Genomic DNA, 24,797 nt, shown 5'->3' on the forward strand with positions numbered 1-24,797 from the left:
CGGTTACCGGAAATATAGGAGCCAATAATGCGATTAATACATAATACTACAGCTGTTGATTTGGGAGGTAATGTTACAGTTAATAACTTTAATTTTACTAGTGATGGGATAGCTGCAGTAGGAGGAACATTAACTGCAACAGCAGGAGTTGATTATAACAATGCAGCAGCTAGACTTCAATTTAACGGTGCTGTAGGCATAAATCCTTATACTTTTGCAAGTCCGGTTCTTCAGGCTAATAATGGTATATTAGACGTTTATACTAACCTTCTTGCTACTAATGCGAGTATCGGAACACTTGCAACAATTAATATAGGTAATGTTGTAGGTCCGGTCGACGGAGAGTTTACGGTTACCGTTCCAGGAAATTTTGCCTTAGGAGGTACGATTAATATAGCTACTGCTGGCTCACAATTGATTATAGAAGCACTAGCTGGAGGACAAACAGTGAACTCGATGAAGGTAATGCTAATAATTCCGTTTACGGAGTATGGGTTAGCCCATATTACGGCAAAGCGGTACAAAAAGCCTTTAACGGACTTAGTATAAAGCTAAATCTACCGGTGGTTCAATCGGGGTCGATACCGTTATAAACGATAATATAGTTCTTGGTGCTGCTTATACTAGAGTCGATACGAAGTTACGTTACCAAAATGCTAAAGCCGGTAATACTACTAAGGTCGGAACTAACATGGGTTCTATATACGGTTTATATAACTTTATAAATAACTGGTTTGTAGAAGGCGTAACTACCTATTCACGAAGCGATATTAAAACTAATGAACTACGTAATATTATAGGCGGTTATGAAACGGCACACGGTAAGTATCATTCAACTTCTTATAGCGGTCAAGTAGTTGGGGGTTATAATTATCTATGGAAAGAAACTTCATTTGCACCGATGGCAGGTTTAAGACTTACTAAGATTAAAGATTTCGGTTATCAGGAATACGATACTTCTTTCCAAAATCTAACTATTCAGAAGCGTCAATATAATAAGGTTGAGGGTATACTCGGCGGTGAAATTAAAACAACTTTCTATAAGGATGAGTTCATAATTAGACCGCAAGTTCATGCCTTTATTAATTACGACTTTAAAGGTAAAACACCGGCAATCATTGCAGATCTTAACGGTCTTAATGAGCCTCTACCGGTACCGTCACCTAAACCTACTAAAATGCTGTATGATTTAGGAGCAGGGGTAGTACTTAAGAAAGGCAGAATGGAGTACGGAGTGCATTACGGGTTGAACTTAGCTAAAAAATACTATGCTCAATCCGGTACGCTAAGACTTAAAGTAAATTTCTAAAAATCCACTTACTAATAGCAAATTACATAAGTAATTTGCTATTAGTAATAATTTAATGAATTATTACATATCTAAATCAACATTTAGAACGGTACTTAGTTTTTTTAGTGTATCTATTATGCCTTTTCGTAATCCTTTTTCAATAGATGATATATATTGCTTAGTTTTACCGATTTTAATAGCTAATTGTTCTTGAGATAACCCTCTATATTCACGATAAACTTTAATAGGATTTTCACCGTCCAGGATTTTTTGTACTAATTCTTCAGGAAAATATTCCTCATTTTTGGCTATAGCTTCAGTGTATAATGTTTCATCGGTAATACATTGTTTTTTATTGATAAGTTCCTGATATTCATTAAAAGGTATAACAACAAAAGCAGGCTTTCCTTGATATTCTATTATATGTTTATTACTCATTTATATACCTCTCCTCTAACATCAACATTAATTACTAGAATTTCTAACTTTCCTTTATTTATTCTATATATAATTCTATAGTCCCCAATCCTTAATCTATAACCATCGTGTCCTATTAATTTCTTGATATTATTATTTTCCTTATAAGGATTTAGCTTTAGTTGTTCTAATTTTTCTTTTCTTTTGTTTGTAGAAATTTTGAGTAAATTTTTTAAAGCTGTTTTAGAAAAGCTGAGTTTATATTGCATTTAGAGATGAGAATAGATTATTATAATATACTCTATGTAAGAATAGAAGTCAACATATTGTTGACCAATGCAAAAGTTAATTTAAAATTTGGTTTTATCAGAAAAATTATAATCTTAATGCTAAGTAAGTATAAAACTTAATTAAAAATAAGTTGAATTTGTGTAAGATTTATTATATTAGTGTTTGTAATTATTTTTCAGGAACTGCGATAGTTTTTATGGTAATTGCATGTAGTTTTGTATTTAATATTTCAGATAAGGCATTTTTTACTAATTTATGTTGATTAATTAAAGAAAGTCCATTAAATTGAACATCTGATATTTCTAATGCATAATGGTCTTGATCTCCTACTAAATCAGTAATTTTTATTATACTGTTTGGAAAGGATTCCTTAAGTATTTTTTCTAGCTCTTCTGCAGATATTGCCATTATTTTATCACTTTTTAGATATAAAAGCCTATAAATATTAATTAAAGTTTTTTTTGTTAAAGTAAAGCTTTATATGAATTTTTATTATAGAATTTTAAACATTCATTGATAAACTCTACTCTTATGCATATAATAATTAATATTATTATGTCATTTATTAATTATTATGAAAAAAGAAGCTGAAGAATTAAAATTATTTATCTTAGAATGTTTGAGTGAGAAAAAAGCAGAAGATATTGAGGTAATTGATTTAACAGGAAAACATAAATTAGCCGATTATATTATATTTGCTAGCGGTTGTTCGACTAAAAATGTTGGAGCAATTGCCGAATATGTAGCTTTAGAATTAAAAAATAATGCCGGTGTAAATAGTAATATTGAGGGGCTTGGTAAATCAGAGTGGGTACTAATAGATGCAGGTACTATTTTAATTAATATTTTTTATCCTGAAGCACGGGAGCATTTTAAGCTAGAAGAAATTTGGAAAAGATGAACGATCATATTCTTATTAACGTTATAATTTTACTCGGTACTGCGGTTTTTATCGTGGCTATACTTAAGCGTCTTAGATTAAGTCCAGTACTTGGTTACTTAATTGCGGGAGCTGCAATAGGTGATCACGGTTTAAAAATCGTAACATATGACCAAACTAAGTTACTAGGTGAACTTGGTGTAGTATTTCTATTATTTGCAATAGGTCTTGAGTTATCCTTCGAGCGATTAAAAGCTATGAGACGATATGTCTTTGGTCTCGGTAGTTTGCAAGTTTTAACGACTGCTATAGTAATTGCCGGTGCAATGGTACTTATAGACGGTAATAGTAGTGCGGCTATCATTACCGGCGGTGGTCTTGCCCTTTCATCTACGGCACTTGTTATGCAGGTTATTGAGGAAAATCGTAGTCAATCAACGCAAATAGGAAGAGTTTCTTTAGCTATTCTATTACTGCAAGATTTGGCCGTAGTTCCATTGCTTGTGATAGTTCCGTTACTTGCCGGTAACAATAAAGCCTCGCTTGCAGCGGCTCTTGGTATTGCACTCTTAAAAGCCGTAACGGCCTTACTTACAATATTTATTGTCGGTCGTGTTTTTCTTCGTCCTGTATTTTCATTCATTTCATCAGAAAGTAATAATGCAAGCGAGTTACCTATTTCGATGACTTTGTTAATAGTACTTTCTGCTGCTTGGGCTACCGAAACATTTGGTTTGTCTTTAGCTCTAGGAGCATTTGTTGCCGGAGTATTAGTTGCGGAAACTGAATTTAGATTGCAGGCAGAAGAAAGTATTTATCCTTTTAAAAGTTTATTTTTAGGATTGTTTTTCATGACCGTCGGTATGAATATCGATGCCCTAGAAATGTATGAAAAAGTATCTCATATTCTTACTTTATCTATTGCTTTAATAGGTATAAAAACCTTAATCATAACGGCTTTTTGTATTTTATTCGGTTTTAATAAAGGAGTTGCTTTTTATTCAGGCTTATTATTATCGCAAGGTGGAGAGTTTGGTTTTATATTATTCAGTTTAGGTAAAGATAGCGGAATATTAGAAGAAAGTACTGCCGATATATTATTACTCGTAGTTACTTTTACTATGGCACTTACTCCATTACTCGCAGCTTTAGGGAAAAAGATTGCCGAGAAAGTTGATAAAGGACTAGATAAAACTCCGACTCAAATGATTGAGCTTGGTGCAAGAGATTTAACAAACCATATTATTATTGCCGGACTCGGTAATACCGGTAAAATGGTAGCAAGAGTTTTGGAAGCAGAAGGTATAAGTTACGTAATACTTGATTTAGATGATGATAGAGTCAAAGAAGAGCTATCAAACGGTTTACCGGTTTTTAAAGGTGATGTATCGCAAGCCGATACTCTAAAGGCATTAGGTACGGAAAGAGCATTCGCTATAATACTTACTATGAATAATCAAGTAACTATTAAGAAATCGCTTAAAACAATTAGCGGTAATTATCAGGATATACCGGTTGTCGTTAAGTTAAAAAATTTAAAAAATGCTAGAGAGTTTTATGATTTAGGCGCCACAACTATTATTCCGGAAAGTTATGAGACTGGATTACAAATCGGTGGAATAGTCCTAAAAAATATAGGTATTAGCGAGCAGGAAATTAATAGAATAAAAGTACAATTTAGGCTTGGTAATTATATAATAGCAAAAAAAGAAGATGCTTTATCTGAAGCGGAAGATAATGATTAAAATTCTTATTACTTTAATTATTGTAATATTATCAACAACAATTAACGCCGATAATAAAAAATTGCCTATTCCGAGATTTGTTTCAATAAAATCTAATGAAGTAAATGCAAGAAGCGGACCAACTACTAAATCTGCCGTAGAATGGGTTTTTGTTAAAAAAGGCGAACCGGTAGAAATAACTGCAGAGTACGAGCAATGGCGACAAGTACGTGACATTAACGGCGAAGGCGGTTGGATACATTCAAGCGTCTTATCAGGTAAAAGATCAGTAGTTATTACTTCTAATAAGAAAACAGAACTTACCAAATCCGCAGACCCTAAAAGCCGAGTTATAGCAAAATTAATGCCCAAGGTTCGCTGCGGTTTAAAAAAATGTAAAGAACAATTTTGCCAAATTACATGTAAGGATTACACAGGTTGGATTTCCAAGAAAGTAATTTGGGGAGTATATGATGATAATGATAGGTATTAATTTACTATATATAAAAACTTACTAAAGATATAATTATTTATGCAAAGATATTTAGACGGTACAAATGATGTCGCATTTAAAAAATTATTTAGCGATAAAGTAAAATTAATAAATTTACTGAACTCTCTTCTTAGGTTATCGAAAGGAGATAGAATCATAGATTTAAGCTATATAACTACTGAACAAATTGCCTTTATTTCTTGAAGGGAAAAGAAGTTTATTCGATCTAAAAGTTAAAGATGAAACTGGTAGATGTTATATAATCGAGATGCAGCGAAAATGGAGAAAGATTATCTTAATAGAACGCAGCTTTACAGTTGTTATACCTACATTAATCAAATTAAGAAAGGTATGAAACATAGGGATTTATTGCCGGTAGTAATAATTTCTATCATAGGAACAAAAGCTTTGCCTGATGAATTGCCTTGGAGTGAAATGAAAGAAATTGCTAAAGATAACCCCGATTATGGATAAGAAATACATGGTTTATTAGGTTTAAGTTGGTAAGCAATAAGAGCAGAGAATAGAGAAGTAAAAAAATTAATAGGTGATCGATGTCTGGAAGGAGTAATATTAATACGTCCCATTTTTGCAAGATTATTAAAAGTTCTGTTAGAATTAATTCTGATATTTTTACATACTGCAAAATGTGTGGAATCTGCATAATAAATTCCCGTTCTTTTCCCACTTAAGTAATGTAACATCACAATCAATGGCAGAAATAATGAAGGAATAAGCTGAACAAATCTCTCATAACAAGGTGGATTCCTGAACAAATTACCATTAATAATAAAGTTTTGGTAATAAGCTTTTAAATGTTTATATGCACTAAAATGGTAAAAATCATTATTGAGAGTTCTTCACTTAAGGAAAGCTTACCTTCTCTAAATCTTTGCTTATTACTTTTCAGCAATTGATGTTTTACCCATTTCTCATAAATTTTACAAAATTTATCTACTATACAAAATATTGTAGTATATTTACACATGTTATTAAACCTATTTTACTCCTTCAGTGCCCTATTTATATAAGGTTTAATAACTCTTGCAACCTTCCTTCCTCTCTATTCCTTATCCATAATCGGGGTTATCTACTTTATCATTTATCCCATCAACCAACTTTTGAAAACCATCTATTTTATGCAATAAGTCACATACATTTTTAAAACCTTTATTTGTAGCTATACTTAAAGCTGTTTTACCATTATTAGTAACTTGATTAATAGCCTCATTATAAGCAATTCGCAAACCCTTTCATAACCATTAGCAACAGCCCAAGTCAAAGCCGTATAGCCGTTATTATTAACATGATTAATAGCTGTAATGGACATTCTATTAATAAGTAATTCACAAACTTTTTCTAAGCCACCACGGGCGGTTTCTAATATCTCTCTATTATTAATAGCTATGTTGGACGTATTAATAAGCAGCTCATAAACTACTTCTAAGCCCTTTTCTAAAGCAGAAATTAATATAGTATTACCTTTATTTGTACAAGTTACGACTTAATCTGACAGAGTTGAGTAATCAGGCAGCTTGATGGGCAATCATCAAATTGTCTGATATTCTCTCTATATTACCAATATTTTTATCTATATTACCAATATTACCAATATTTTTATCTTTAGCAATATAAAGTGAATCTGTAAAAGATTGCATTGGTGTTTTACCAAAGCAATGTTTACCGGAATGAGGTCTTGCATTATTGTAACTCACAAGCCAGTTATCTATATCTGTTTGCAATTCATCAAGTGAATTATAAAATTTTTTGCGGAATAGAATGTGATAGCACTCTTCCTGCATAGTTTTATGGAAACGCTCACAGATACCGTTGGTTTGAGGACTATATGCTTTAGTTTTGGAATGATCGATATTCTCAATGCCAAGATATAGTTGGTAAGCATGGTTTTCTGGTTTTCCACAATATTCCGTACCTCTATCAGTTAATATTCTAAGCAGAGGGATATCATGGTTTGCAAAGAATGGAATAACCTTATCATTTAAGTGGTCTGCAGCTGTAATAGCCGTCTTTTCGGTATAGAGTTTACAAATAGCTACTCCTCAATAGGTATCGACAAAAGTTTGCTGATAAATACGGCCTATGCCTTTAATATTACCAACATAGTAAGTATCTTGTGAACCAAGGTAGCCAGGGTGCATAGTTTCTATTTCACCACTAGCTTCACGTTGGTTTTTAACTTTTTCAAGAACAGCAAGTTGATTATCACTTAAAACAATACCATCATTTGCTACTTTAGTCTCTAGAGCTTTTAGACGTTTTTTGAAACTTTCTAAATCATGACGTAACCACACAGATCTAACTCCGCCACCAGAAATGATTATCCCACTCTTGCGTAATTCATTAGCAGCACGTTCCTGACCAAATGCTGGAAATTCAACAGCTATATTAACTACAGCATCCTCTATATTTGCGGGCACACGATTCTTAATGCAAGCTTTACGTCTAGTCATCTCATATAGAGCTTCCCCCCTCCCCACCTTGATCATGGAGCTCTTTGTAACGATAAAATGTATCCCTGCTATAACCCATTACTTTGCAAGCTTGTGATACATTCCCTAATTGTTCAGCGAGTTTTAATAAACCGATTCTTGGCTTTATGATTTTTTCTTGATATGTTGTCATCTGACAGTCTCCTTTTTAGTAGGTTGTTAAAACTTGCCAGGTACTATCTTATCTTTTTTCTTCGTACCCAACAATCCTTAACTGTCAGATCAATTCTTTACTTTTACAATTTATTCATCAAAATTATTTAATTCATCCTGATTTATATGTTTTATTAGGTTTTGCGTGTCTACTTGATTTTTTTCTTTTATATCTATTACTAATTTTTTCCATTTAGTTAAATTATCGTCTACAATATTAATATTTTTTGCAGAAAGTACTTGTTTTTGTTGTTCTTTATATTCCTTTTCTGCATTTGTTTTATTTTTTTCATATAAATTGTCTGCCCTATATGAGTATCCATCAAGTCCTTTCTTGATTTTTATTGCTGCTTTATATTTTTCTATAGCTTCATCATACTTTTCTTGACTGCATAAATTATTACCCTCTGCATTTAAGCTTTCTGCTTTTTTCTCGGCTATAGTTTTATTTCTTTGCAGATATCCGTTAATTGTCTTTAATGTTGTATCGCCTATGTTGTTATAAGAAAGAGAAAGAGTTGTGTCACCCTTTCTTAAACTATCGGCTTCCCATTTCAAACCTCGTTTTTCTAGAAATTCTATTAGTTCTTTCATATCTTTATCCTTATCAAATTCTATAAATCTTAATATTTTGTTAAAAATGAGCTTATAGACAGAATCATAATAAGGAGCTTTAAGAAAGCAATCGAAATTTAACTAAAAGTATGAATAAATAAATTAGGATTGATTCAGGGAATCTATTAATATATAGAGGATTAGAGGGAAATAATAATGTTGCCGACGTGTCGCTAAACCTTGCAGCTTAACACCGCCTTTAGCGTATATCCATCTTGGCAGTTCATCGACAGCCGCTAAATATTCAACTCGGTTAAGCTTCTGCGGCAAGGTTGATGCTTGAAACTTCCCGCTACCAAAATTAAAGATAAATGAGATTAAGGCGGCTTGTTGGTTTTCGGTTAATGACACACACCCTAGTGGACGATTATAGACACATTTACCAGCTTCGAGTAATTATTATTTACCTTCCTACAGATCCTCGCTTGCTTTCCCGCAATATATTCTTGGGAGTAGTAATAGAATGAGGAAGGGGAGATTTATGTTTGTTAATAGTATCCCTTATGTGTTCTAGTGTTTGTTTAGTATTTTTATTAGCATGTATTATAGCCTCCATATAAATACCTAACTTCTTTCTGTTCTTTTTTGAAAGCTTCTTTATTTCCTATGTTAGCCAAAGCTTTAAAACTATGTTTTATAACTTGTCCAATATTTTTAAAAACATGCGAATTATCTTTTTTAGCTGTTTCTTTGCACCATGTATCTAGATTCTCTAATTCTTTTTTGATTTCTTGAGAAATTGCTTTTTTGTTTTCAGGATTTTCCTTCCCTTTTTCATAAGTATTAATAATCTTGTCTAATTTTTCTTTAAACTCTTTTTCGTTATTACTCAGTTTTAAATTAAGCATTACATCAGAGTGGTCTGATGATAGTTCTTTGAGGATATTAATAATTATTTCTTCTTTTAATCCATTATTAGCTCCATTAAGCAAATTTTCATATTTATGATCTGGTACTATATTCGTTACATAATCTAAGAATTCTGTTTTGTGGTAATGATTCGGTATTGAGTTTAGCAAATTCTCCATTGTGTCTACATATGGAGCTATACTTGTAATATCATGGTTATTAGATGAATCGGCTATAAGAACACTAAAGTCTTTTAGTATATCTGGGTTCTTTAATGTTAATTTATGTTCTTTAAAAAACTTTTCTAGTTTACTGTTAATTTCATGTTGTCCAAATTTACCTTGAGTTGAAGAATTTGGCATTTTGATAATCCTATATTAGTTAACACAAAAGAAATTAAAGCTTATATTAATAAACTTGAGAAATATTTTTAATTAAATTATTAATATTTCTTTTTATAAGGTGATAAATTTACTATTTAAAAGAAAGAGAAAAGCTGCTTAGTTTAGAGATTTGGTGAAAGACACTTAATATTCCAGCTAAACGGCAAAAAGCTTGATTTTATGCTGTATCCGCCGTTTGATAGCTTTATAAAAGTGTCGGAAATCGAAGAATGGGGCGCACCCTAAAGGATTCGAACCTCTGACCCACAGATTAGAAATCTGTTGCTCTATCCAGCTGAGCTAAGGGTGCTAAACATTTACAGTAAACTGTATATCAGTTTAAGCAAAGTTTTTCAAGGATTTTTTTTATTAAAAATAATAAGCAAATGTGATAAAAGATATTCATGGATAAATTCTACAATTACAATTCTTCTTCAAATCAGGCTTTACTTAGTCTTAAAGTAAAACCTAATTCTAACCGGAATCTAATTAGCGATTTTATAACTATTAATAATATCCCATATCTAAAATTATCTATAAAAGCATTACCGGAGCAAGGTAAAGCTAATGAAGAAATTATAAATTATTTAGCAAAAGAATGGAAATTATCACGTAGTAATATCGAAATTATTAAAGGTCATACTCATAGCTTAAAAACGATATTGATAAAAAATATTAATGAAGACTATTTAAATTTGATTATTAATTCCTATATTAAATAAATAAAGTTTTGTTACAAGATACCAAAATCGTCATTGCGAGCGACTAAAAGGAGCGTAGCAATCTCAGGACTATAGCACGAGATTGCTTCGTCAAAACTTACAGTTTTTCCTCGCAATGACAAAAAAAACTGACCTAGTAACAAAGCTAAAAACAAGAATTTATAAATTGGTTTAGTATGACACAAGAAAAGAAAAAGTTTGATGCCGAGGTTGGCAAGATTTTAAATTTAATGATTCACTCTCTTTATAGTAATAAAGAGATTTTTATGAGGGAGTTAATTTCCAATGCTTCGGATGCTTGCGATAAATTACGTTATTTATCTCAAAGTAATAGTGCATTAGTAGCAGGTGATAGCAATTTTAAAATTACGGTTAAAGTCGATAAAGATAACAGACAAATCATTATCCGTGATAACGGCATAGGCATGAATAAAGAGGATTTAATCGAAAATCTCGGTACTATTGCAAGATCGGGTACGGCAAATTTTCTTAAAAGCCTCTCCGGTGATTCTAAAAAGGATAATATGCTAATCGGTCAATTTGGTGTTGGATTTTATTCAAGCTTTATGGTAGCCGATAAAGTGACTGTAACCTCAAGAAAAGCTGGTGAGGATAAAGTTCATGTTTGGAAATCAGACGGGCTTGGTGAATATATTGTCTCAGATTCAGATAAAGAGTTCACAAGAGGCACGGAAATCGTTTTACATATCAAAAAGGAAGAAGATACATTCCTTGATCATTTTAGATTAAAACACATCGTTAAAAGCTATTCCGATCACATAGCAGTACCGATATATTTCTTTGATGAAGCCGGTAATAATGAAATCCAGCTTAATTCAGCTTCTGCATTATGGACAAGACCGAAATCAGAAATTACGGAAGAACAATATAAAGAATTCTACAAAAGCTTATCTTATGCCGTTGATGACCCTTGGATAACGATGCATAATAAAAACGAGGGAGCTATAGAATTTACTAACCTACTTTTCATCCCATCGAGCAAAACATTTGACTTATTTCACCCTGATCGCAAAAGGCGAGTAAAATTATATATAAAAAGAGTATTTATATCTGATGAAAATATAGATTTAATCCCGTCATATTTGAGGTTTTTACGAGGTGTAGTTGATTCAGAAGATTTACCACTAAATATTAGCCGTGAATCACTGCAGCATAATAGCGTGCTTGAGAAAATCAAAAATGCTATTACAAAAAGAGTGCTTGGCGAGCTTAGAAAAAAGAAAGAGGAATCACCTGAAGAATATAATAAGTTTTGGGCTAATTTCGGCGGTGCTTTAAAAGAGGGTTTATGTGAGGCCATTACCGATCATGAAAAATTATTAGAGGTATGTATATTCAGAAGTGCCTTGCATAATAAAATGATCAGCCTTGACGAATATATAGCGAATTTTAAAGAAGAGCAGAATACTATATATTATTTAAGCGGTGATAACCCCGATAAATTACTTTCAAGCCCACAAATCGAAGGGTTGTTAAGTAAAAATATCGATGTATTACTTTTTACTGATACAGTGGATGATTTTTGGGTAAATGTTAATAGCGAATATAAAGGACATGCTATTAAATCTGCTACTAGAAGCGATATCGATGTAGAGCAAACCACTTCACAATCTGAGAAGAAAAATACAGATAGTAAAAAATCTGATGATGAATATAAATTGCTAACCGATTATTTTAAAGAGACACTCGGGAAATTAGTAAAAGAAGTTAAGATCTCTAAAAAACTTACTTCAAGCCCTGCTTGTCTTGCCGTTAGCGACGCTGCTATGGATATTCGTATGGAGAGATTTTTGATTGAGCAGAAACAAATAGCTAATGCCTCAGCTAAAAATTTAGAGCTAAACCCTAAAAATAAAATCATAGAGAAAATCTTTAATGACCTAAAAGCAAATAATAAAAATAATGAAGAATTGGTTAATCTAATATTTGATCAAGCCTGTATTTTAGAGGGTGAACCGGTTGCTGATACAGGGGCATTTTCAAAGAGATTAAACAATATTGTACAAAAAGCCATATTATAACTTTAAACTTTTTTAATTTTAATGTAGAATGGTTGCAATCCGTTGTCATCCCGCGACTTGATCGCGGGATCCAGTAGAAATACTAGTATTTTTTATTGTTTTTATGGATCCCGTGGTCGAGCCACGGGATGATACAGTACGTTTTACAATTCACATAAAAAAGTTCTAACAATCAATAGTTCTAATGCTTTATTACAATACTATATTTAGCAAACATATAGATAAGATCAAAAGCGAAGGAAGATATCGAGAATTTAAGGCCTTAAAAAGACAAGCCGATAATTTTCCTTTTGCAGAACACGCTAATAAACAAATAGTTATGTGGTGTATTAATGACTATTTGGGTATGAGTAAACATGCAAAAGTAATGCAAACTTCTATAGATGCCTTGCTAAAATACGGTGTTGGATCAGGCGGAACTCGCAATATCGGCGGTAATAATATCGCCATTCTTGAGCTTGAAAAAGAACTTGCAAATTTACACAAAAAGCAAGCAGCTTTAGTTTTTACATCCGGTTTTGTTGCAAATGATACAACGCTTGCAAGTCTTGCTAACATCATGCCAGATATAGTATTTTTCTCCGATGAGCTAAATCATGCATCAATAATTGCAGGGATTACAAGTTCAAGAGCCGAGAAATATATATATAGACATTTAGACGTTAAGCATCTAGAAGAGCTTTTACAATCAGTCGATATTAATAGACCGAAAATTATTGTTTTTGAATCGGCTTACTCTATGGACGGTTTCTTCTCACCTATCAAAGATATAATCAACTTAGCCAAAAAATATAATGCTTTAACCTTTATCGATGAAGTTCATACGGTCGGTTTATACGGTAAACAGGGTGGCGGTATTGCCGAACTTCTTAATTGTAGTGATCAAATCGATATTATTCAAGGTACACTTGCCAAAGCATACGGCACTATCGGCGGTTATATCACTAGCAACCATAATTTAGTCGACGCTATAAGACTAACCGCTCCAGGGTTTATTTTCACTACTTCATTGCCACCGGTAATTTCTACCGCTGCAACGCATAGTATTAGACACCTCAAAGAATCAAATGAAGAACGAATAAAACATCAAGAAGTAGTTACAAAACTTAAAAATTCTTTTGAACGTTTTAATATACCTTATTTGAAAAATGAAAGTCATATAGTGCCGATAATTATTGGTGATCCGATTAAAGCGGCGAAAACCTCAAATATGCTCCTTAATGAATATGGTATTTACGTTCAACATATCAATTTTCCAACCGTACCGAGAGGTACGGAACGCCTCCGAATCATCCCAACCCCTGCCCATACCGATAAAATGATCCATGATTTATCTATAGCCTTAGTGCAGATATTTGCCGAACTTGATATAGAATTATCTTCTGCTAAAGAACTTAACGAAGAAGTACGTTTGAACCTTATTGCTTAATGTCATTGCGAGGAAAATTACGAAGTAATTGATGAAGCAGTCTAGTAAAAAATTCTCTTAACGTCATTCCCACGGAAGCGGGAAGGAAGTAAAAACCTATAAAAAACTTGTTTTTTTAGGTTTATTTTATCAATAATGTTTAGCAATATTAAGGTTATTTCTCTGGATTCCCGCTTCTAGCTAGGAATGACATAATATCCACGTAACAATGCTTTCAGTCGTTTAGCTCATGACGATATCCATCTTTGGTTAACAATGCCACAAATCTTATACCAAATTTATTTAACCCCGATTATGGATAAGGAATAGAGAGGAAGGAAGGTTGCAAGAGTTATTAAACCTTATATAAATAGGGCACTGAAGGAGTAAAATAAAGGTTTAATAACATGTGTAAATATACTACAATATTTTGTATAGTAGATAAATTTTGTAAAATTTATGAGAAATGGGTAAAACATCAATTGCTGAAAAGTAATAAGCAAAGATTTAGAGAAGGTAAGCTTTCCTTAAGTGAAGAACTCTCAATAATGATTTTTACCATTTTAGTGCATATAAACATTTAAAAGCTTATTACCAAAACTTTATTATTAATGGTAATTTGTTCAGGAATCCACCTTGTTATGAGAGATTTGTTCAGCTTATTCCTTCATTATTTCTGCCATTGATTGTGATGTTACATTACTTAAGTGGGAAAAGAACGGGAATTTATTATGCAGATTCCACACATTTTGCAGTATGTAAAAATATCAGAATTAATTCTAACAGAACTTTTAATAATCTTGCAAAAATGGGACGTAGTTCTGTCGATTGGTTTTTTGGATTCAAGCTTCATATGATAATCAATGATAAGGGAGAAATTATTGCTGTTAAAATTACCAAAGGTAATGTTGATGACAGAATTGCATTTGAAGCAATGGTTATCAAAAAAGGTCTAAAAGGTAAGTGTTATGATGATAAGGAGTTTATTTCAGAAAAAATGTTTACAAAACTTTATAAGCAAGGTTTAATAAAAATTACCGGAATAAGAAAGGATATGAAAAACTATTTATTACCTCTTTTGGATAAAATCCTTTTAAGAGCATTAAATGTTAAATATATTAAGCCGAGAATTACCTGTAGAAATTCAAGAATCGTTTCATAATGAAGATGTAATCATAGTACAATCCACATCAAAACCCGTTAATGATCGTTTAATTGAGCTGTTCTTGCTAGTAGTAGATGCGGCAAAAAAAAAGCGGGAACAAATCAATGCCTTATTTCGGTTATGTAAGGCAAGATAATATAAATTCTCAAAATATAATTCCTGCTAAGTTAATAGCAGATTTTTTAGAGAAGCTCGGAGTAAACCATATAATTACTATTGATTTACATTCCGATAAAATAGAGAAATTTTTTAATATTCCTGTTTCTAATCTTGAACCTATAAATTTATATATCCCGTTTTTAAGAACTTATAGCAATTTCGTTATAGTTGCACCTGATAAAGGAAGTATCAATCGAGTTCAAAAAATTAGTAATTTACTAAATATAGATTCAGCTTATATAAACAAAGAAAGGGATATAAATATATAATTGCGAGATGATATCAATAACAGGATGATATTTATAGATAGCGGTGAAACAATAGTAAAAGCAGCGAGATTTTTAAAAGAACATTCGGCTTTATCGGTTAGTGCTTTTATAACTCATGCAGTGCTTTCTGCTGGTTCTAAAAATTCGATAATAGACCTCTTGCATAACGAAGCTAATAGAGAGGAATTTGTAGGAAACACGGAACGCAGCACCGCAGCGTACACTTTAGTACGTGAGGATGCGAGTACCGGATTGACGTACAAATTCCTCTCTATTAGCTTCGTTTAGACAATATTTTTATCACGGATACTATAGAAACAAGTGACTTATCTACAAAATTTCATATAATACCTGTGTTGTCTATCATCGTAAAAGAGTTAAGAAATATATTATGAGTTTATGTACTCTAGAAATAAATCTATCTGCAATAAAAAATAATTACCTTTTATTACAAGATATTTGCAAAACCTCATTAGTCGGTGCTGCCGTTAAAGCTAACGGTTACGGTCTTGGAGCAGTACAAATTTCTAAAGCTTTAATAGAAGAAAATTGTAGGCATTTTTTTGTAGCCTCAAGTGAAGAGGGAGTGAATTTACGCAAAGCTTTAGGAGTAGATGTTAATATTTTAGTGCTTAACGGCGTTTTTGAACATGATGCTTTAGAGCTGATAGAATATAATTTAACACCTGTTCTAAATAACTTAAAACAAATAGAAATTTGGCAAAAATTTAGTAATTTGAAAAACCGATTATTGCCTTGTTATTTACATTTTAACACAGGGATTAATCGCCTTGGATTAACTCATGATGAAATAGAGCAGTTAATTAATAATCGTGATTTATTAAAAGGGCTAGATTTACAATATATTATAAGCCATCTAGCTATATCCGAGGAAATAGATAATTCTTATAATCTAGAACAATTAAACAGATTTAAAGCTTATTTACGATATTTTCCAAACGTCAAAGCAAGCCTTGCTAATTCCGGCGGCATATTTTTAGGACAGGATTACCATTTTGATTTAGCAAGACCGGGGGCAGCCTTATACGGTCTTAACCCTGTAATGAAAAATCCTGTAAACTTAAAAGCTCCTATAATCCACTTACAGAATTTGACACTAGATAGCCATATCGGTTATAATATGACTTTTACAACTAAGCGTGATAGTGTCATTGCAACGTTACCGCTTGGTTATGCCGACGGATATAGCTGTAACTTTAGTAATCAAGGCGAGGTGTTTATTAACGGTTGCAGCGTTCCTATAGTAGGGCGAATATCGATGGATTTGATAAATATCGATGTTACCGATCTACCACCGTCCGATATTTTTCTAGGGCAGGAAGCGGAAATTATCGGAAATCATTGCACGCCCGATAAAATAGCGAGTATTATAGGTACTATCGGGTATGAGGTATTAACTAGTCTTGGTAATAGATATAAGAGAATTTATAAGTAAGCATCATGAGCTACGGAAATTACGAAGTAATTGACGAAGCAATCTCAGGAATTTGTTATTATTTCATGAGGTTGACACGCATCCTACGGTTGCGGCTTTGTTGCATGGATCGTTTTATGTCATTCCCGCGTAGGCGGGAATCCAATAAAACATATAAAAAACTTGTTTTTATATGTTTATTTTATCAAATATGTAACTTCTATATCAATATTTGAAGTTATTTTTCTGGATCCCCGCCTATGCGGGGATGACATCGAGTAGGTTTTTCGATCCATGCAACAACGCCTACGGCTGCTCGCAATGACGATTTAGATAATAATTATAAATATACACAAATGTTATTAAATATAGCTAATTCGGTCGGTAAACGTACTATAAAGTTTGCACAAAGTGTAGGCAGTTTTTCTCTATTTAGTTTTGCTGCCGTTAGCAGTATCATAAGACCGCCTTTATATTTGAGTTTAATCATCAGACAATTATTATTTATCGGTTTTCACTCGCTTTCGGTTGTTGCGATGACAACTTTCTTCTCAGGGGCGGTACTTGCATTACAGAGCTATACTGGTTTTTCCCGTTTCTCAGCTGAAAGTTCCATTGCAACGGTAGTAGTATTGTCGCTGACTAGAGAGCTTGGACCTGTCTTAGCCGGACTAATGGTAGCGGGAAGAGTCGGGGCATCAATCGCCGCCGAAATAGCAACAATGAGAGTAACAGAGCAGGTAGATGCTTTATATACTTTATCTACCGATCCTATTAAATATTTAGTTTTTCCAAGAGTAATAGCAGCTATTATTACAATGCCTTGTCTTGTTTTAATCGGGGATATAATTGGTGTTATGGGCGGTTATTTGGTAGGGGTATATAAACTTGATTTTAATAGTGCAGCTTATTTAACCAGTACTTTTCAGTATTTGGAGCCGATTGACGTAATTTCCGGTCTTGTTAAAGCGGGAGTTTTTGGATTTATTATTTCTATAATAAGTTGCTATAGCGGCTATTATTCAGGTAAAGGGGCTAAGGGAGTTGGAAGAGCTACTACCTCGGCAGTAGTAAATTCTTCTATCCTTATCTTAATCAGTAATTATTTAATAACCGAATTATTTTTTAAAGTATAAATATGGGTGAAAAAGAAGAATTTAAAATTAAAATTCGGTCATTATATAAATCATTTGCTAATCATAAGGTGTTAGACGGAATAGATTTGGATGTAAAAAAGGGCAGTTCATTAGTTATTTTAGGTGGTTCCGGTAGCGGCAAATCCGTTCTAATTAAAAATATAGTAGGACTGATTAAACCTGATAAAGGTAAAATTTTTATTGATAATGTAGAAATCCAAGACATCTCAAGTAAACAAAAATTTGAGATTATGGACGGTATAGGTTTTTTATTCCAAGGTGGAGCATTATTTGACTCCTTAAATATACGTGATAATATTACTTTTGAGACTAAAAAATTATCTAAGAAAGAAAAAAACGACCTTGCCGGTGCAAAGCTTAATTCTGTCGGTTTGTCTCCTAGAATACTCGATCTTTACCCTTCCGAATTATCGGGAGGAATGCAAAAAAGAGTAGCCCTTGCTAGGGCTATTTGTAGTACACCGTCGATTTTATTCCTTGATGAACCGACCACAGGGCTTGATCCTATAATGGCAAATGTTATCAACGAATTAATTATAAAAATCCAAGAAGAGTTAGGGGCAACTACGATTACTATAACTCATGATATGATTAGTGCCGAAAAAATAGCTAAAGAAGTAGCTATGATTTATCAAGGAAAAATTAAATGGTACGGTAGTAAAGATGAAATGCGTAATAGTGATAATCCTTATTTAAAACAATTTATAAATGGATTAACTACCGGTCCTATAGAGGTATAAAATGTTTAAGAACTTATTATGTATAGTAATATTTCTAGGTATAAACCTAAATGTTTATGCTATAAATTCTAGCTCTTATACGACAGACGATATAATAAAAATAGTAATTATTCTTGGAATAGTTATTTTAATTTTTAGTCCTGCAAAATTCCGTATAATCGTTATCGGTACTATGTTAGGCTTGGCTTGTGCCTATTTTACATATAAATATATCGTACCTATCTTTATTTCTTCACTAAATGGACCATAATTATCTCTTGACACTAGGGGAGTATTACTTTATATTTTTTATCTATTGTATATTTATAAGTTTTAAGGTATTTAGCTTATGTCTCGTAAGTGCGAACTCACAGGTGTGGGTGTTTTATACGGCAATAACGTATCACATTCTCAACGTAAAACTAGAAGACGTTTTGAGCCTAATTTAAGGTCAGTTAAGTTTACAAGTTATATAACAGCCGGGGAATATAGATTATCGGTTAATGCTAGATGTATTAGTTCAGTGGAAAAAGCTGGCGGTTTTGATGCATATATTCTAAAAGCCGATGATAATGTTTTATCAAGTAACGCTAGAGCTATTAAGAAAAAAATAATTCAGACTAAAACGGCAAAATCATTATGAAAAGCGGTATACATCCAGAATATAAAAAGTTTTTGATTAAAGTAGGAATCGATGTTTTTGAAACAATGTCTACTCATCCTACAGGTGAAATTTTAATGGATGTTGATTTTAGAAAGCATCCGGCATGGAATAAAGATTCCGGAAATGTAGTAAATCAATCGAACAAAAGTGTTAGTGATTTCAATAAAAGATTCTCAGGTCTTTCTTTCGGTAGTAAGAAAGAAGCTAGCTAGGCTTTGTTTGTGGATAACAAATCGTTATTGCGAGAAGAATTACGTAGTAATTCGACGAAGCAATCCAGTAAAAAATTCTGTAAATCAGAATTTTTTTTATTATTTTTTTCTGGATTGCCGTGCAGTCTACGACTACTCGGTATCTACGCAAGAATGACACTAACAATATTCACATAGTATTGGACTAAGTCAAAATATAACACAGATAAATCGTCAATTCTCAATTATTGCGGGGTGGAGCAGCTCGGTAGCTCGTCAGGCTCATAACCTGAAGGTCGTTGGTTCAAATCCAGCCCCCGCTACCATATTTTAATGTCATTCTAGCTCACTTATAGCGTTATTGAAGTCTGCTGATGCCATTCCTAACTCAGTGTTGTTGCATGGTTTGGTTTTCCTGTCATTGCGAGAAGAATTACGTAGTAATTCGACGAAGCAATTTAGTCAAAAATTCTGATTTACAGAATTTTTTTTATTATTTTACTGGATTGCCACAATCCTTTTAGTCGCTCGCAAGGCATTGTTGCGTGAACCGGTAAAACCCACTGTGTCCACCCCCCGTGGCTTGACCACGGGATGATCAGAGGTGAAATTGAACCACGCAACAATGCCCGCTCGCAATGACGACTCGGTATTCACGCGGGCAATGCCTAATTACATCCAATACGAAAGCAAATTATGACTACTCAGAAAATAGTGCCTACAAAATCGACTGATGGCAGTAAGCTTTTTCGTCATCAAGCTAAATTTGTAGCCGGTGTTATGAATATAAATCAAATCCCCAATTTTTCATTGCCGGAAATTGCTTTTGTCGGTAAGTCAAATGTCGGCAAATCAAGCCTAATAAACACGATATGTAATAATAAAAATCTTGCTAAAGTTTCTAATACTCCGGGGCGTACTAGGCAAATCAATTTCTTTAACCTTGCAGATAAACTTATTATAGTTGATCTTCCCGGCTATGGTTTTGCTAATGTTCCTATATCAGTCAAAGAGCAGTGGGAAGTGTTAATTAGTTATTATTTACGAAATAGTCATAATTTATGGTTAGTTAACTTATTGATTGATTCAAGAAGGGGTATAAAAGAAAACGATAAGAAAGTAGCTGAGCTATTACTTGCAAATAAAAGAGAATTTCAAATTATTTTCACAAAATCGGATAAAGTTACGGATCATAAAAACCTTAACGATGAAGCACAGAATTTTCTTGCAACTTTAAACTACTCATGTAATGTTATGTATGTAAGTAGTAGGAGTAAAGAAGGTGCAAGAGAACTTAAAGCTAGTTTGGCAAAATGCATCAAACCTCAAAAATAAAGAGGTAGATAGTATTTCTTCATTAAATAACATTGCTATAATTAAGAATATAATAAAGTGTAGTAGTGAACTGAAGAGTCAAGCAATAGTTCTAAAATTACCTGCTACTATTATTATTGACGATAAATTATTTACGGCTTTTATTGAATCTGTTAGATTGCTTGAGATGTGCGGTGCTAAATATATATAGTACATGATCATATTGATTTACGAAGTTCGTCTTTAATATCACAAATAGATGAAAATTTTAGTCAAAAAATTAGTAAAATAAGCGACTATAGTTCTCTAAATGATCCTATTATTATGGAAATTTTATCCAGTTACGTTAATTATAGTAACAAAGTTAAGTAGTATAGGTTGTTATGCAGTTGGTATTTCAGGTAAGGATGCTAATTTACTGCAAGCAAAAAAATCAAAATTATCTCACCGAAAAATTGTAAATCATGATGTTATAAATATTGGTTTTTTGAGTGAGCCTATTATGATTCATCCGGAAATTTTATTAAATTTTGAAGATAATAATATTATACCCGTGATAGCACCGTTTGCGAGCGACGATCAGGAGAAAACACATTTATTAAATGTTAACTTAACGGTAGCAACAATTGCTTCTGCATTAAGTGCGGAAATTTAATATTGCCATATTGAGATATTGCAGGTATCCGAGACGTTACCGTATAATATAAAAATACGAGATATTAACTTGTTGAAATCAATGTTAGATGATAGTAATAATTTCATCGAAGAAGAATTAATTAAGATAGCAGTTAATGCACTTGAAAATAATAACGGTTACGTACATTTTGTGAATAGTGAAGCACCGAATTCAATATTGTCAACTATGTTTGATATTAATATAAATTAATAGAGGTTTTTTATGGCAGGAGCATTAGCATCCGATCTTTTATTTGTAGGGTTAACTAGACCGCCGATGATATTTGGAGTAAGTATTAAGTTTGCTGCATTAAATATGATAATGACGATGATAGTATTTATTTGGAATAACGGTATTATGATTTTGTTCGTTGCAGCTGCTTTGCATTTGGTAGCTTATATTATATGTTTTAAAGAACCGAGATTCATAGAGCTATATTTAAATAAAATGTCAAAAACTAGCCAATGTCCTAATAAATTTTACTACGGAGCAAATTCGTATAATATTTGAGTTTTATGTCATTCCCGCGTGGATACCAAGTCGTCATTGCGAGGAAAAACTGCAAGTTTTGACGAAGCAATCCAGTTAAAAATTCTGATTTACAGAATTTTTTTATTATTTTTTCTGGATTGCCACGCAGCCTACGGCTGCTCGCAATGACGACTTGGTATCCACGAATACTATGCGGGAATGACATAAAAAGAGGTATAAAATAAATCAAAATAGTTAAATCAGGTGAGATAATGAAGTTATTTAGAACTAGAGTAGCTAAAGAATTAAGGTCTAAACAAGAAAGACCCACTTCGCATTTTATTCCTTATAAATGTCATTGGGATAGTAATACTATTTTAACGAAAGATAATTCTTTATTACAAGTTATTAAAATAAACGGATTTTCTTTTGAAACTGCTGATGATGAAGATCTAGACATTAAAAAGAATATCAGAAATGCCTTACTTAAAAATATGGCTTCGGGAAATATCGTTATGTATTTCCATACTATTAGAAGACGTAAAGCAGTAATATTTGACGATACGGAATTTACTTATGATCCTACCGTAAAAGTCCCTAATGATTTTATTACTTATTTAGGTGCAGAATGGCGTAAGAAGCATGCGGGTGCTAGGTCGTTTTTTAATGAATTATATGTTAGTATTTTATATAAGCCTGATACCGGCGGTGCTGCTATAGTTGAGTATTTTCTAAAGAAGCTTAGACAAAAATCTAATAAAACCGCTTGGGAAAATGACATGAAAGAGATGAAAGAAAATCTTCAAGAAATGTCAACTAGAGTGGTTAATACATTCAGAAGTTATGGAGCAAGATTACTTGGAGTTCGTCAAACGCAGTCAGGTAGTTATTGTGAAATTTTAGAATTCCTTTCATCTTTAATCAATTGCGGCGATTCACCAGGTCCTATAGCATTACCGCGTGGTACTATTGACGAATATTTACCGACTCATCGCTTATTTTTTGATTCTCGTACTATTGAAGCAAGAAGTCCGCTTGGCAAGAAATATGCCGGAATAATCAGTATACTTGAATACGGTCCTAATACTTCGGCAGGAATTTTTGACGGATTCCTGCAAATGCCTTTTGAATTTGTCATGACTCAAAGCTTTATCTTTGCTAATAGAACAATAGCGATCGGTAAAATGCAATTACAGCAAAATAGAATGATAAAATCTGGTGATAAGGCTACTTCACAAATTGCTGAAATTAATACGGCCCTTGATATGGCCACTAGCGGTGATATCGGTTTCGGTGAGCATCATTTATCGCTTTTATGTTCCGCAAATAATATTAAAGCTTTGGAAGATATATTGTCAATGGCAGCAGTTGAGCTTTCTAATTCAGGAATTCAGCCGGTTAGAGAAAAAGTTAACATGGAACCTAGCTATTGGGGACAGTTGCCAGGAAATATGGATTATATAGTGCGTAAATCCACTATAAATACTCTTAATATGGCTAGCTTTGCCTCACAACATAATTATCCGCTCGGTAAAATTAGAGATAACCATTGGGGAGAATATGTCACAGTACTTGATACTACTTCAGGTACGCCGTTTTATTTTAATTTCCATGTAAGGGATGTTGGACATACTCTAATTATCGGTCCAACCGGTGCCGGTAAAACAGTTCTTATGAATTTCTTATGTGCGGAAGCACAAAAATTCAAACCTCGTATGTTCTTTTTTGATAAAGATCGAGGAGCAGAAATATTTATACGTGCTTTAAACGGAGTTTATACAGTAATTGATCCGGGTTTAAAATGCAACTTTAACCCTTTACAGCTTGAAGATACTAGTGAGAATAGAACGTTTATTTTAGAGTGGCTTCGCGTGCTTGTAACTTCTAACGGTGAAAGTTTAACTGCACAAGATAATAAAATCTTATCTCAAGCGGTAAACGGTAATTTTAGATTAGAAAAAAAAGACAGAAAGCTTAGTAATGTTATAGCATTTCTTGGTATTGATACACCAAATAGTTTGGCAAGTAGGATTGCAATGTGGGTCGGTAAAGGTTCACACGCTAAGATATTTGACAATGAAATAGATTATATTGATTTACAACAAGCAAGGGTATTCGGTTTTGATATGACTGAATTACTTAAAGATCCTATAAGCCTTGCACCGGTATTGTTATATATTTTCCATCGTATTAATATCTCTTTAGATGGGCAGAAAACTATGATAGTGCTTGATGAAGCATGGGCTTTAATCGATAATCCGGTATTTGCACCTAAGATCAAAGATTGGTTAAAAGTGTTGAGAAAATTAAATACTTTTGTTATATTTGCTACGCAGAGTGTTGAAGATGCCGCAAAAAGTAAAATTAGTGATACGTTGATTCAACAAACAGCTACGCAGATTTTTTTACCTAATTTGAAAGCTACGGATATTTATCGTAGTGCATTTATGTTAAGTCAGCGAGAATATATTTTAATTAAAACTACCGACCCTACTACACGTTATTTTTTAATAAAACAAGGAATAGATGCCGTAGTTGCAAAGGTTAGCTTAGATGGCATGGATAACATAATCAGTGTTTTATCTGGTAGAGTTGAGACTGTAATATTGCTCGATCAAATTAGAGAGAAACACGGCAATGATCCGGATAAATGGTTACCTATATTTTATGAAGCAGTTAAAACATTATAGATTCCTGTCTGTCATCCCGTGGCTTGACCGCGGGATCTTGTCTCACAGACTGTATCCTGAGATCACGTGGTCAAGCCACGGGATTACATTGTTACAATACGACGCAAGT

Annotated in this window: 32 protein-coding genes, 2 tRNA genes and 2 pseudogenes; 25 read left to right on the forward strand and 11 right to left on the reverse strand. The window is 32.8% G+C overall.

Going from position 1 to position 24,797, the window contains the following annotated elements; genetic code table 11:
• Window positions 1-27 precede the first annotated feature (27 nt).
• The gene (locus RMONA_RS01110; protein WP_037230923.1) at window positions 28-549 is read left to right on the forward strand and encodes a hypothetical protein; all 522 of its coding nucleotides are present in this window, start codon (window positions 28-30) and stop codon (window positions 547-549) included.
• Between the two features lie 52 nt (window positions 550-601).
• Window positions 602-1,309, forward strand: coding sequence for an autotransporter outer membrane beta-barrel domain-containing protein (locus RMONA_RS01115; protein ID WP_242402837.1), 708 nt, complete (start codon window positions 602-604; stop codon window positions 1,307-1,309).
• Window positions 1,310-1,372: 63 nt separating this feature from the next.
• On the opposite strand, the gene RMONA_RS01120 is transcribed toward RMONA_RS01115, so the two are convergent.
• The 3 genes from RMONA_RS01120 to RMONA_RS01130 all read right to left on the reverse strand — a co-directional run bounded on the left by RMONA_RS01120 (window position 1,373) and on the right by RMONA_RS01130 (window position 2,407).
• Window positions 1,373-1,729, reverse strand: coding sequence for a helix-turn-helix domain-containing protein (locus tag RMONA_RS01120; protein WP_023507258.1), 357 nt, complete (start codon window positions 1,727-1,729; stop codon window positions 1,373-1,375).
• Complete coding sequence (locus RMONA_RS01125) at window positions 1,726-1,977, reverse strand: type II toxin-antitoxin system RelE family toxin (RefSeq protein ID WP_023507259.1); 252 nt, start codon at window positions 1,975-1,977, stop codon at window positions 1,726-1,728. Before RMONA_RS01125 ends, RMONA_RS01120 begins: the two co-directional genes overlap by 4 nt.
• Window positions 1,978-2,167: 190 nt before the next feature.
• A complete protein-coding gene (locus RMONA_RS01130; protein ID WP_023507260.1) occupies window positions 2,168-2,407 on the reverse strand; it encodes a BolA/IbaG family iron-sulfur metabolism protein in 240 nt (79 codons plus the stop codon).
• A 166-nt stretch (window positions 2,408-2,573) separates the two neighbouring features.
• Here RMONA_RS01130 and rsfS point away from each other — a divergent pair, with 166 nt between their 5' ends.
• From rsfS to RMONA_RS10005, 5 genes are read left to right on the forward strand one after another with little or no spacing between them, the layout of a single operon-like run.
• Window positions 2,574-2,900 (forward strand): ribosome silencing factor, encoded by a 327-nt coding sequence (gene rsfS / locus RMONA_RS01135; protein WP_023507261.1) that lies wholly within the window; start codon window positions 2,574-2,576, stop codon window positions 2,898-2,900.
• Window positions 2,897-4,624: a monovalent cation:proton antiporter-2 (CPA2) family protein gene (locus RMONA_RS01140; RefSeq protein WP_023507262.1), complete on the forward strand. Its 1,728-nt coding sequence runs from the start codon at window positions 2,897-2,899 to the stop codon at window positions 4,622-4,624. The genes rsfS and RMONA_RS01140 overlap by 4 nt, the downstream gene beginning before the upstream one ends.
• Window positions 4,617-5,096, forward strand: coding sequence for an SH3 domain-containing protein (locus tag RMONA_RS01145; protein WP_023507263.1), 480 nt, complete (start codon window positions 4,617-4,619; stop codon window positions 5,094-5,096). The genes RMONA_RS01140 and RMONA_RS01145 overlap by 8 nt, the downstream gene beginning before the upstream one ends.
• A 39-nt stretch (window positions 5,097-5,135) precedes the next feature.
• Window positions 5,136-5,300: a hypothetical protein gene (locus tag RMONA_RS10000; RefSeq protein WP_008579365.1), complete on the forward strand. Its 165-nt coding sequence runs from the start codon at window positions 5,136-5,138 to the stop codon at window positions 5,298-5,300.
• Window positions 5,301-5,348: 48 nt separating this feature from the next.
• The gene (locus RMONA_RS10005; protein ID WP_023507264.1) at window positions 5,349-5,570 is read left to right on the forward strand and encodes a hypothetical protein; all 222 of its coding nucleotides are present in this window, start codon (window positions 5,349-5,351) and stop codon (window positions 5,568-5,570) included.
• Here the strand turns inward: RMONA_RS10005 and RMONA_RS01155 are convergent.
• The 8 genes and pseudogenes from RMONA_RS01155 to RMONA_RS01185 form a co-directional block, all read right to left on the reverse strand.
• Window positions 5,561-5,800, reverse strand: coding sequence for a transposase (locus RMONA_RS01155; RefSeq protein WP_023507265.1), 240 nt, complete (start codon window positions 5,798-5,800; stop codon window positions 5,561-5,563). The two genes, RMONA_RS10005 and RMONA_RS01155, sit on opposite strands and share 10 nt — an antisense overlap.
• Before the next feature lie 366 nt (window positions 5,801-6,166).
• Window positions 6,167-6,343, reverse strand: coding sequence for a hypothetical protein (locus RMONA_RS09050; protein WP_157699812.1), 177 nt, complete (start codon window positions 6,341-6,343; stop codon window positions 6,167-6,169).
• Entirely contained in the window at window positions 6,283-6,426 is a 144-nt protein-coding gene (locus RMONA_RS11355) for an ankyrin repeat domain-containing protein (RefSeq protein ID WP_172643952.1), read from the reverse strand. The genes RMONA_RS09050 and RMONA_RS11355 overlap by 61 nt, the downstream gene beginning before the upstream one ends.
• 196 nt (window positions 6,427-6,622) lie before the next feature.
• A pseudogene (locus RMONA_RS01160) lies at window positions 6,623-7,739 on the reverse strand (IS481 family transposase).
• Between the two features lie 110 nt (window positions 7,740-7,849).
• Window positions 7,850-8,353, reverse strand: coding sequence for a hypothetical protein (locus RMONA_RS01165; protein ID WP_023507266.1), 504 nt, complete (start codon window positions 8,351-8,353; stop codon window positions 7,850-7,852).
• Window positions 8,354-8,476: 123 nt separating this feature from the next.
• Window positions 8,477-8,725, reverse strand: coding sequence for a lysozyme (locus tag RMONA_RS07775; protein ID WP_046058378.1), 249 nt, complete (start codon window positions 8,723-8,725; stop codon window positions 8,477-8,479).
• A 182-nt stretch (window positions 8,726-8,907) separates the two neighbouring features.
• Entirely contained in the window at window positions 8,908-9,585 is a 678-nt protein-coding gene (locus RMONA_RS10010; protein ID WP_023507268.1) for a hypothetical protein, read from the reverse strand.
• A 257-nt stretch (window positions 9,586-9,842) separates the two neighbouring features.
• Window positions 9,843-9,916, reverse strand: a tRNA-Arg gene (locus RMONA_RS01185).
• Window positions 9,917-10,010: 94 nt separating this feature from the next.
• Here RMONA_RS01185 and RMONA_RS01190 point away from each other — a divergent pair.
• The 18 genes and pseudogenes from RMONA_RS01190 (at window position 10,011) to RMONA_RS01275 (ending at window position 24,688) form a co-directional block, all read left to right on the forward strand.
• Window positions 10,011-10,328, forward strand: a complete 318-nt coding sequence (locus tag RMONA_RS01190) for an A1G_07140 family DUF167 domain protein (protein ID WP_023507269.1) — start codon at window positions 10,011-10,013, stop codon at window positions 10,326-10,328.
• A gap of 176 nt (window positions 10,329-10,504) precedes the next feature.
• On the forward strand, window positions 10,505-12,370 hold the full coding sequence (gene htpG, locus RMONA_RS01195; RefSeq protein WP_023507270.1) for a molecular chaperone HtpG: 1,866 nt from the start codon (window positions 10,505-10,507) through the stop codon (window positions 12,368-12,370).
• 184 nt (window positions 12,371-12,554) lie between these two features.
• The gene (gene hemA / locus RMONA_RS01200; protein WP_023507271.1) at window positions 12,555-13,799 is read left to right on the forward strand and encodes a 5-aminolevulinate synthase; all 1,245 of its coding nucleotides are present in this window, start codon (window positions 12,555-12,557) and stop codon (window positions 13,797-13,799) included.
• A 586-nt stretch (window positions 13,800-14,385) separates the two neighbouring features.
• Window positions 14,386-14,940, forward strand: coding sequence for a transposase (locus RMONA_RS07265; protein WP_242402838.1), 555 nt, complete (start codon window positions 14,386-14,388; stop codon window positions 14,938-14,940).
• Window positions 14,885-15,079 carry a ribose-phosphate pyrophosphokinase-like domain-containing protein gene (locus tag RMONA_RS07780; protein ID WP_096001003.1) on the forward strand — a complete coding sequence of 65 codons (195 nt, stop codon included), beginning with the start codon at window positions 14,885-14,887 and terminating at the stop codon, window positions 15,077-15,079. Before RMONA_RS07265 ends, RMONA_RS07780 begins: the two co-directional genes overlap by 56 nt.
• Complete coding sequence (locus tag RMONA_RS01210; protein WP_172643937.1) at window positions 15,018-15,371, forward strand: ribose-phosphate pyrophosphokinase; 354 nt, start codon at window positions 15,018-15,020, stop codon at window positions 15,369-15,371. Before RMONA_RS07780 ends, RMONA_RS01210 begins: the two co-directional genes overlap by 62 nt.
• Before the next feature lie 24 nt (window positions 15,372-15,395).
• Entirely contained in the window at window positions 15,396-15,659 is a 264-nt protein-coding gene (locus RMONA_RS01220; protein ID WP_023507273.1) for a palindromic element RPE1 domain-containing protein, read from the forward strand.
• 103 nt (window positions 15,660-15,762) lie between these two features.
• Window positions 15,763-16,827 (forward strand): alanine racemase, encoded by a 1,065-nt coding sequence (locus RMONA_RS01225; RefSeq protein ID WP_023507274.1) that lies wholly within the window; start codon window positions 15,763-15,765, stop codon window positions 16,825-16,827.
• Between the two features lie 335 nt (window positions 16,828-17,162).
• Window positions 17,163-17,942, forward strand: a complete 780-nt coding sequence (locus tag RMONA_RS01230) for an MlaE family ABC transporter permease (RefSeq protein ID WP_023507275.1) — start codon at window positions 17,163-17,165, stop codon at window positions 17,940-17,942.
• A 2-nt stretch (window positions 17,943-17,944) separates the two neighbouring features.
• Entirely contained in the window at window positions 17,945-18,703 is a 759-nt protein-coding gene (locus RMONA_RS01235; protein WP_023507276.1) for an ABC transporter ATP-binding protein, read from the forward strand.
• Window position 18,704: 1 nt separating this feature from the next.
• Window positions 18,705-18,953 (forward strand): DUF5510 family protein, encoded by a 249-nt coding sequence (locus tag RMONA_RS01240; RefSeq protein ID WP_008579686.1) that lies wholly within the window; start codon window positions 18,705-18,707, stop codon window positions 18,951-18,953.
• 78 nt (window positions 18,954-19,031) lie between these two features.
• Entirely contained in the window at window positions 19,032-19,325 is a 294-nt protein-coding gene (gene rpmB, locus RMONA_RS01245) for a 50S ribosomal protein L28 (RefSeq protein WP_023507277.1), read from the forward strand.
• Complete coding sequence (rpmE, locus tag RMONA_RS01250) at window positions 19,322-19,558, forward strand: 50S ribosomal protein L31 (protein WP_023507278.1); 237 nt, start codon at window positions 19,322-19,324, stop codon at window positions 19,556-19,558. The genes rpmB and rpmE overlap by 4 nt, the downstream gene beginning before the upstream one ends.
• Before the next feature lie 228 nt (window positions 19,559-19,786).
• Window positions 19,787-19,863: transfer RNA gene (locus tag RMONA_RS01255), tRNA-Met, on the forward strand.
• 370 nt (window positions 19,864-20,233) lie between these two features.
• On the forward strand, window positions 20,234-20,872 hold the full coding sequence (gene yihA, locus RMONA_RS01260; RefSeq protein WP_023507279.1) for a ribosome biogenesis GTP-binding protein YihA/YsxC: 639 nt from the start codon (window positions 20,234-20,236) through the stop codon (window positions 20,870-20,872).
• Window positions 20,820-21,737 (forward strand): annotated as a pseudogene (locus RMONA_RS01265) (amino acid kinase family protein). Before yihA ends, RMONA_RS01265 begins: the two are co-directional and overlap by 53 nt.
• A gap of 12 nt (window positions 21,738-21,749) precedes the next feature.
• Window positions 21,750-22,037: a type IV secretion system protein VirB3 gene (locus RMONA_RS01270; RefSeq protein ID WP_023507283.1), complete on the forward strand. Its 288-nt coding sequence runs from the start codon at window positions 21,750-21,752 to the stop codon at window positions 22,035-22,037.
• A 233-nt stretch (window positions 22,038-22,270) separates the two neighbouring features.
• Window positions 22,271-24,688 (forward strand): VirB4 family type IV secretion/conjugal transfer ATPase, encoded by a 2,418-nt coding sequence (locus tag RMONA_RS01275; RefSeq protein WP_046058379.1) that lies wholly within the window; start codon window positions 22,271-22,273, stop codon window positions 24,686-24,688.
• Window positions 24,689-24,797: the final 109 nt, after the last annotated feature.

Origin of the sequence: Rickettsia monacensis (genome assembly GCF_000499665.2) — a bacterium.
Taxonomy (GTDB): domain Bacteria; phylum Pseudomonadota; class Alphaproteobacteria; order Rickettsiales; family Rickettsiaceae; genus Rickettsia; species Rickettsia tamurae.

Bases quoted from the DNA above. Each gene is read 5' to 3' on its own strand.
- RMONA_RS10000 (WP_008579365.1), top strand. From the start codon at position 5,136: ATGCAAAGATATTTAGACGGTACAAATGATGTCGCATTTAAAAAATTA.
- RMONA_RS01220 (WP_023507273.1), top strand. From the start codon at position 15,396: ATGATATTTATAGATAGCGGTGAAACAATAGTAAAAGCAGCGAGATTT.
- RMONA_RS01120 (WP_023507258.1), bottom strand. From the start codon at position 1,729: ATGAGTAATAAACATATAATAGAATATCAAGGAAAGCCTGCTTTTGTT.
- rpmB (WP_023507277.1), top strand. From the start codon at position 19,032: ATGTCTCGTAAGTGCGAACTCACAGGTGTGGGTGTTTTATACGGCAAT.
- rsfS (WP_023507261.1), top strand. From the start codon at position 2,574: ATGAAAAAAGAAGCTGAAGAATTAAAATTATTTATCTTAGAATGTTTG.
- rpmE (WP_023507278.1), top strand. From the start codon at position 19,322: ATGAAAAGCGGTATACATCCAGAATATAAAAAGTTTTTGATTAAAGTA.
- RMONA_RS01140 (WP_023507262.1), top strand. From the start codon at position 2,897: ATGAACGATCATATTCTTATTAACGTTATAATTTTACTCGGTACTGCG.
- yihA (WP_023507279.1), top strand. From the start codon at position 20,234: ATGACTACTCAGAAAATAGTGCCTACAAAATCGACTGATGGCAGTAAG.
- RMONA_RS01190 (WP_023507269.1), top strand. From the start codon at position 10,011: ATGGATAAATTCTACAATTACAATTCTTCTTCAAATCAGGCTTTACTT.
- RMONA_RS01270 (WP_023507283.1), top strand. From the start codon at position 21,750: ATGGCAGGAGCATTAGCATCCGATCTTTTATTTGTAGGGTTAACTAGA.
- RMONA_RS01235 (WP_023507276.1), top strand. From the start codon at position 17,945: ATGGGTGAAAAAGAAGAATTTAAAATTAAAATTCGGTCATTATATAAA.
- RMONA_RS01275 (WP_046058379.1), top strand. From the start codon at position 22,271: ATGAAGTTATTTAGAACTAGAGTAGCTAAAGAATTAAGGTCTAAACAA.
- RMONA_RS07780 (WP_096001003.1), top strand. From the start codon at position 14,885: ATGTTAAATATATTAAGCCGAGAATTACCTGTAGAAATTCAAGAATCG.
- RMONA_RS01210 (WP_172643937.1), top strand. From the start codon at position 15,018: ATGCGGCAAAAAAAAAGCGGGAACAAATCAATGCCTTATTTCGGTTAT.
- RMONA_RS01145 (WP_023507263.1), top strand. From the start codon at position 4,617: ATGATTAAAATTCTTATTACTTTAATTATTGTAATATTATCAACAACA.
- RMONA_RS10005 (WP_023507264.1), top strand. From the start codon at position 5,349: ATGTTATATAATCGAGATGCAGCGAAAATGGAGAAAGATTATCTTAAT.
- hemA (WP_023507271.1), top strand. From the start codon at position 12,555: ATGCTTTATTACAATACTATATTTAGCAAACATATAGATAAGATCAAA.
- RMONA_RS01130 (WP_023507260.1), bottom strand. From the start codon at position 2,407: ATGGCAATATCTGCAGAAGAGCTAGAAAAAATACTTAAGGAATCCTTT.
- RMONA_RS01230 (WP_023507275.1), top strand. From the start codon at position 17,163: ATGTTATTAAATATAGCTAATTCGGTCGGTAAACGTACTATAAAGTTT.
- RMONA_RS01240 (WP_008579686.1), top strand. From the start codon at position 18,705: ATGTTTAAGAACTTATTATGTATAGTAATATTTCTAGGTATAAACCTA.
- RMONA_RS11355 (WP_172643952.1), bottom strand. From the start codon at position 6,426: ATGTCCATTACAGCTATTAATCATGTTAATAATAACGGCTATACGGCT.
- RMONA_RS01165 (WP_023507266.1), bottom strand. From the start codon at position 8,353: ATGAAAGAACTAATAGAATTTCTAGAAAAACGAGGTTTGAAATGGGAA.
- RMONA_RS01155 (WP_023507265.1), bottom strand. From the start codon at position 5,800: ATGTTACATTACTTAAGTGGGAAAAGAACGGGAATTTATTATGCAGAT.
- RMONA_RS10010 (WP_023507268.1), bottom strand. From the start codon at position 9,585: ATGCCAAATTCTTCAACTCAAGGTAAATTTGGACAACATGAAATTAAC.
- RMONA_RS01110 (WP_037230923.1), top strand. From the start codon at position 28: ATGCGATTAATACATAATACTACAGCTGTTGATTTGGGAGGTAATGTT.
- RMONA_RS01125 (WP_023507259.1), bottom strand. From the start codon at position 1,977: ATGCAATATAAACTCAGCTTTTCTAAAACAGCTTTAAAAAATTTACTC.
- htpG (WP_023507270.1), top strand. From the start codon at position 10,505: ATGACACAAGAAAAGAAAAAGTTTGATGCCGAGGTTGGCAAGATTTTA.
- RMONA_RS01225 (WP_023507274.1), top strand. From the start codon at position 15,763: ATGAGTTTATGTACTCTAGAAATAAATCTATCTGCAATAAAAAATAAT.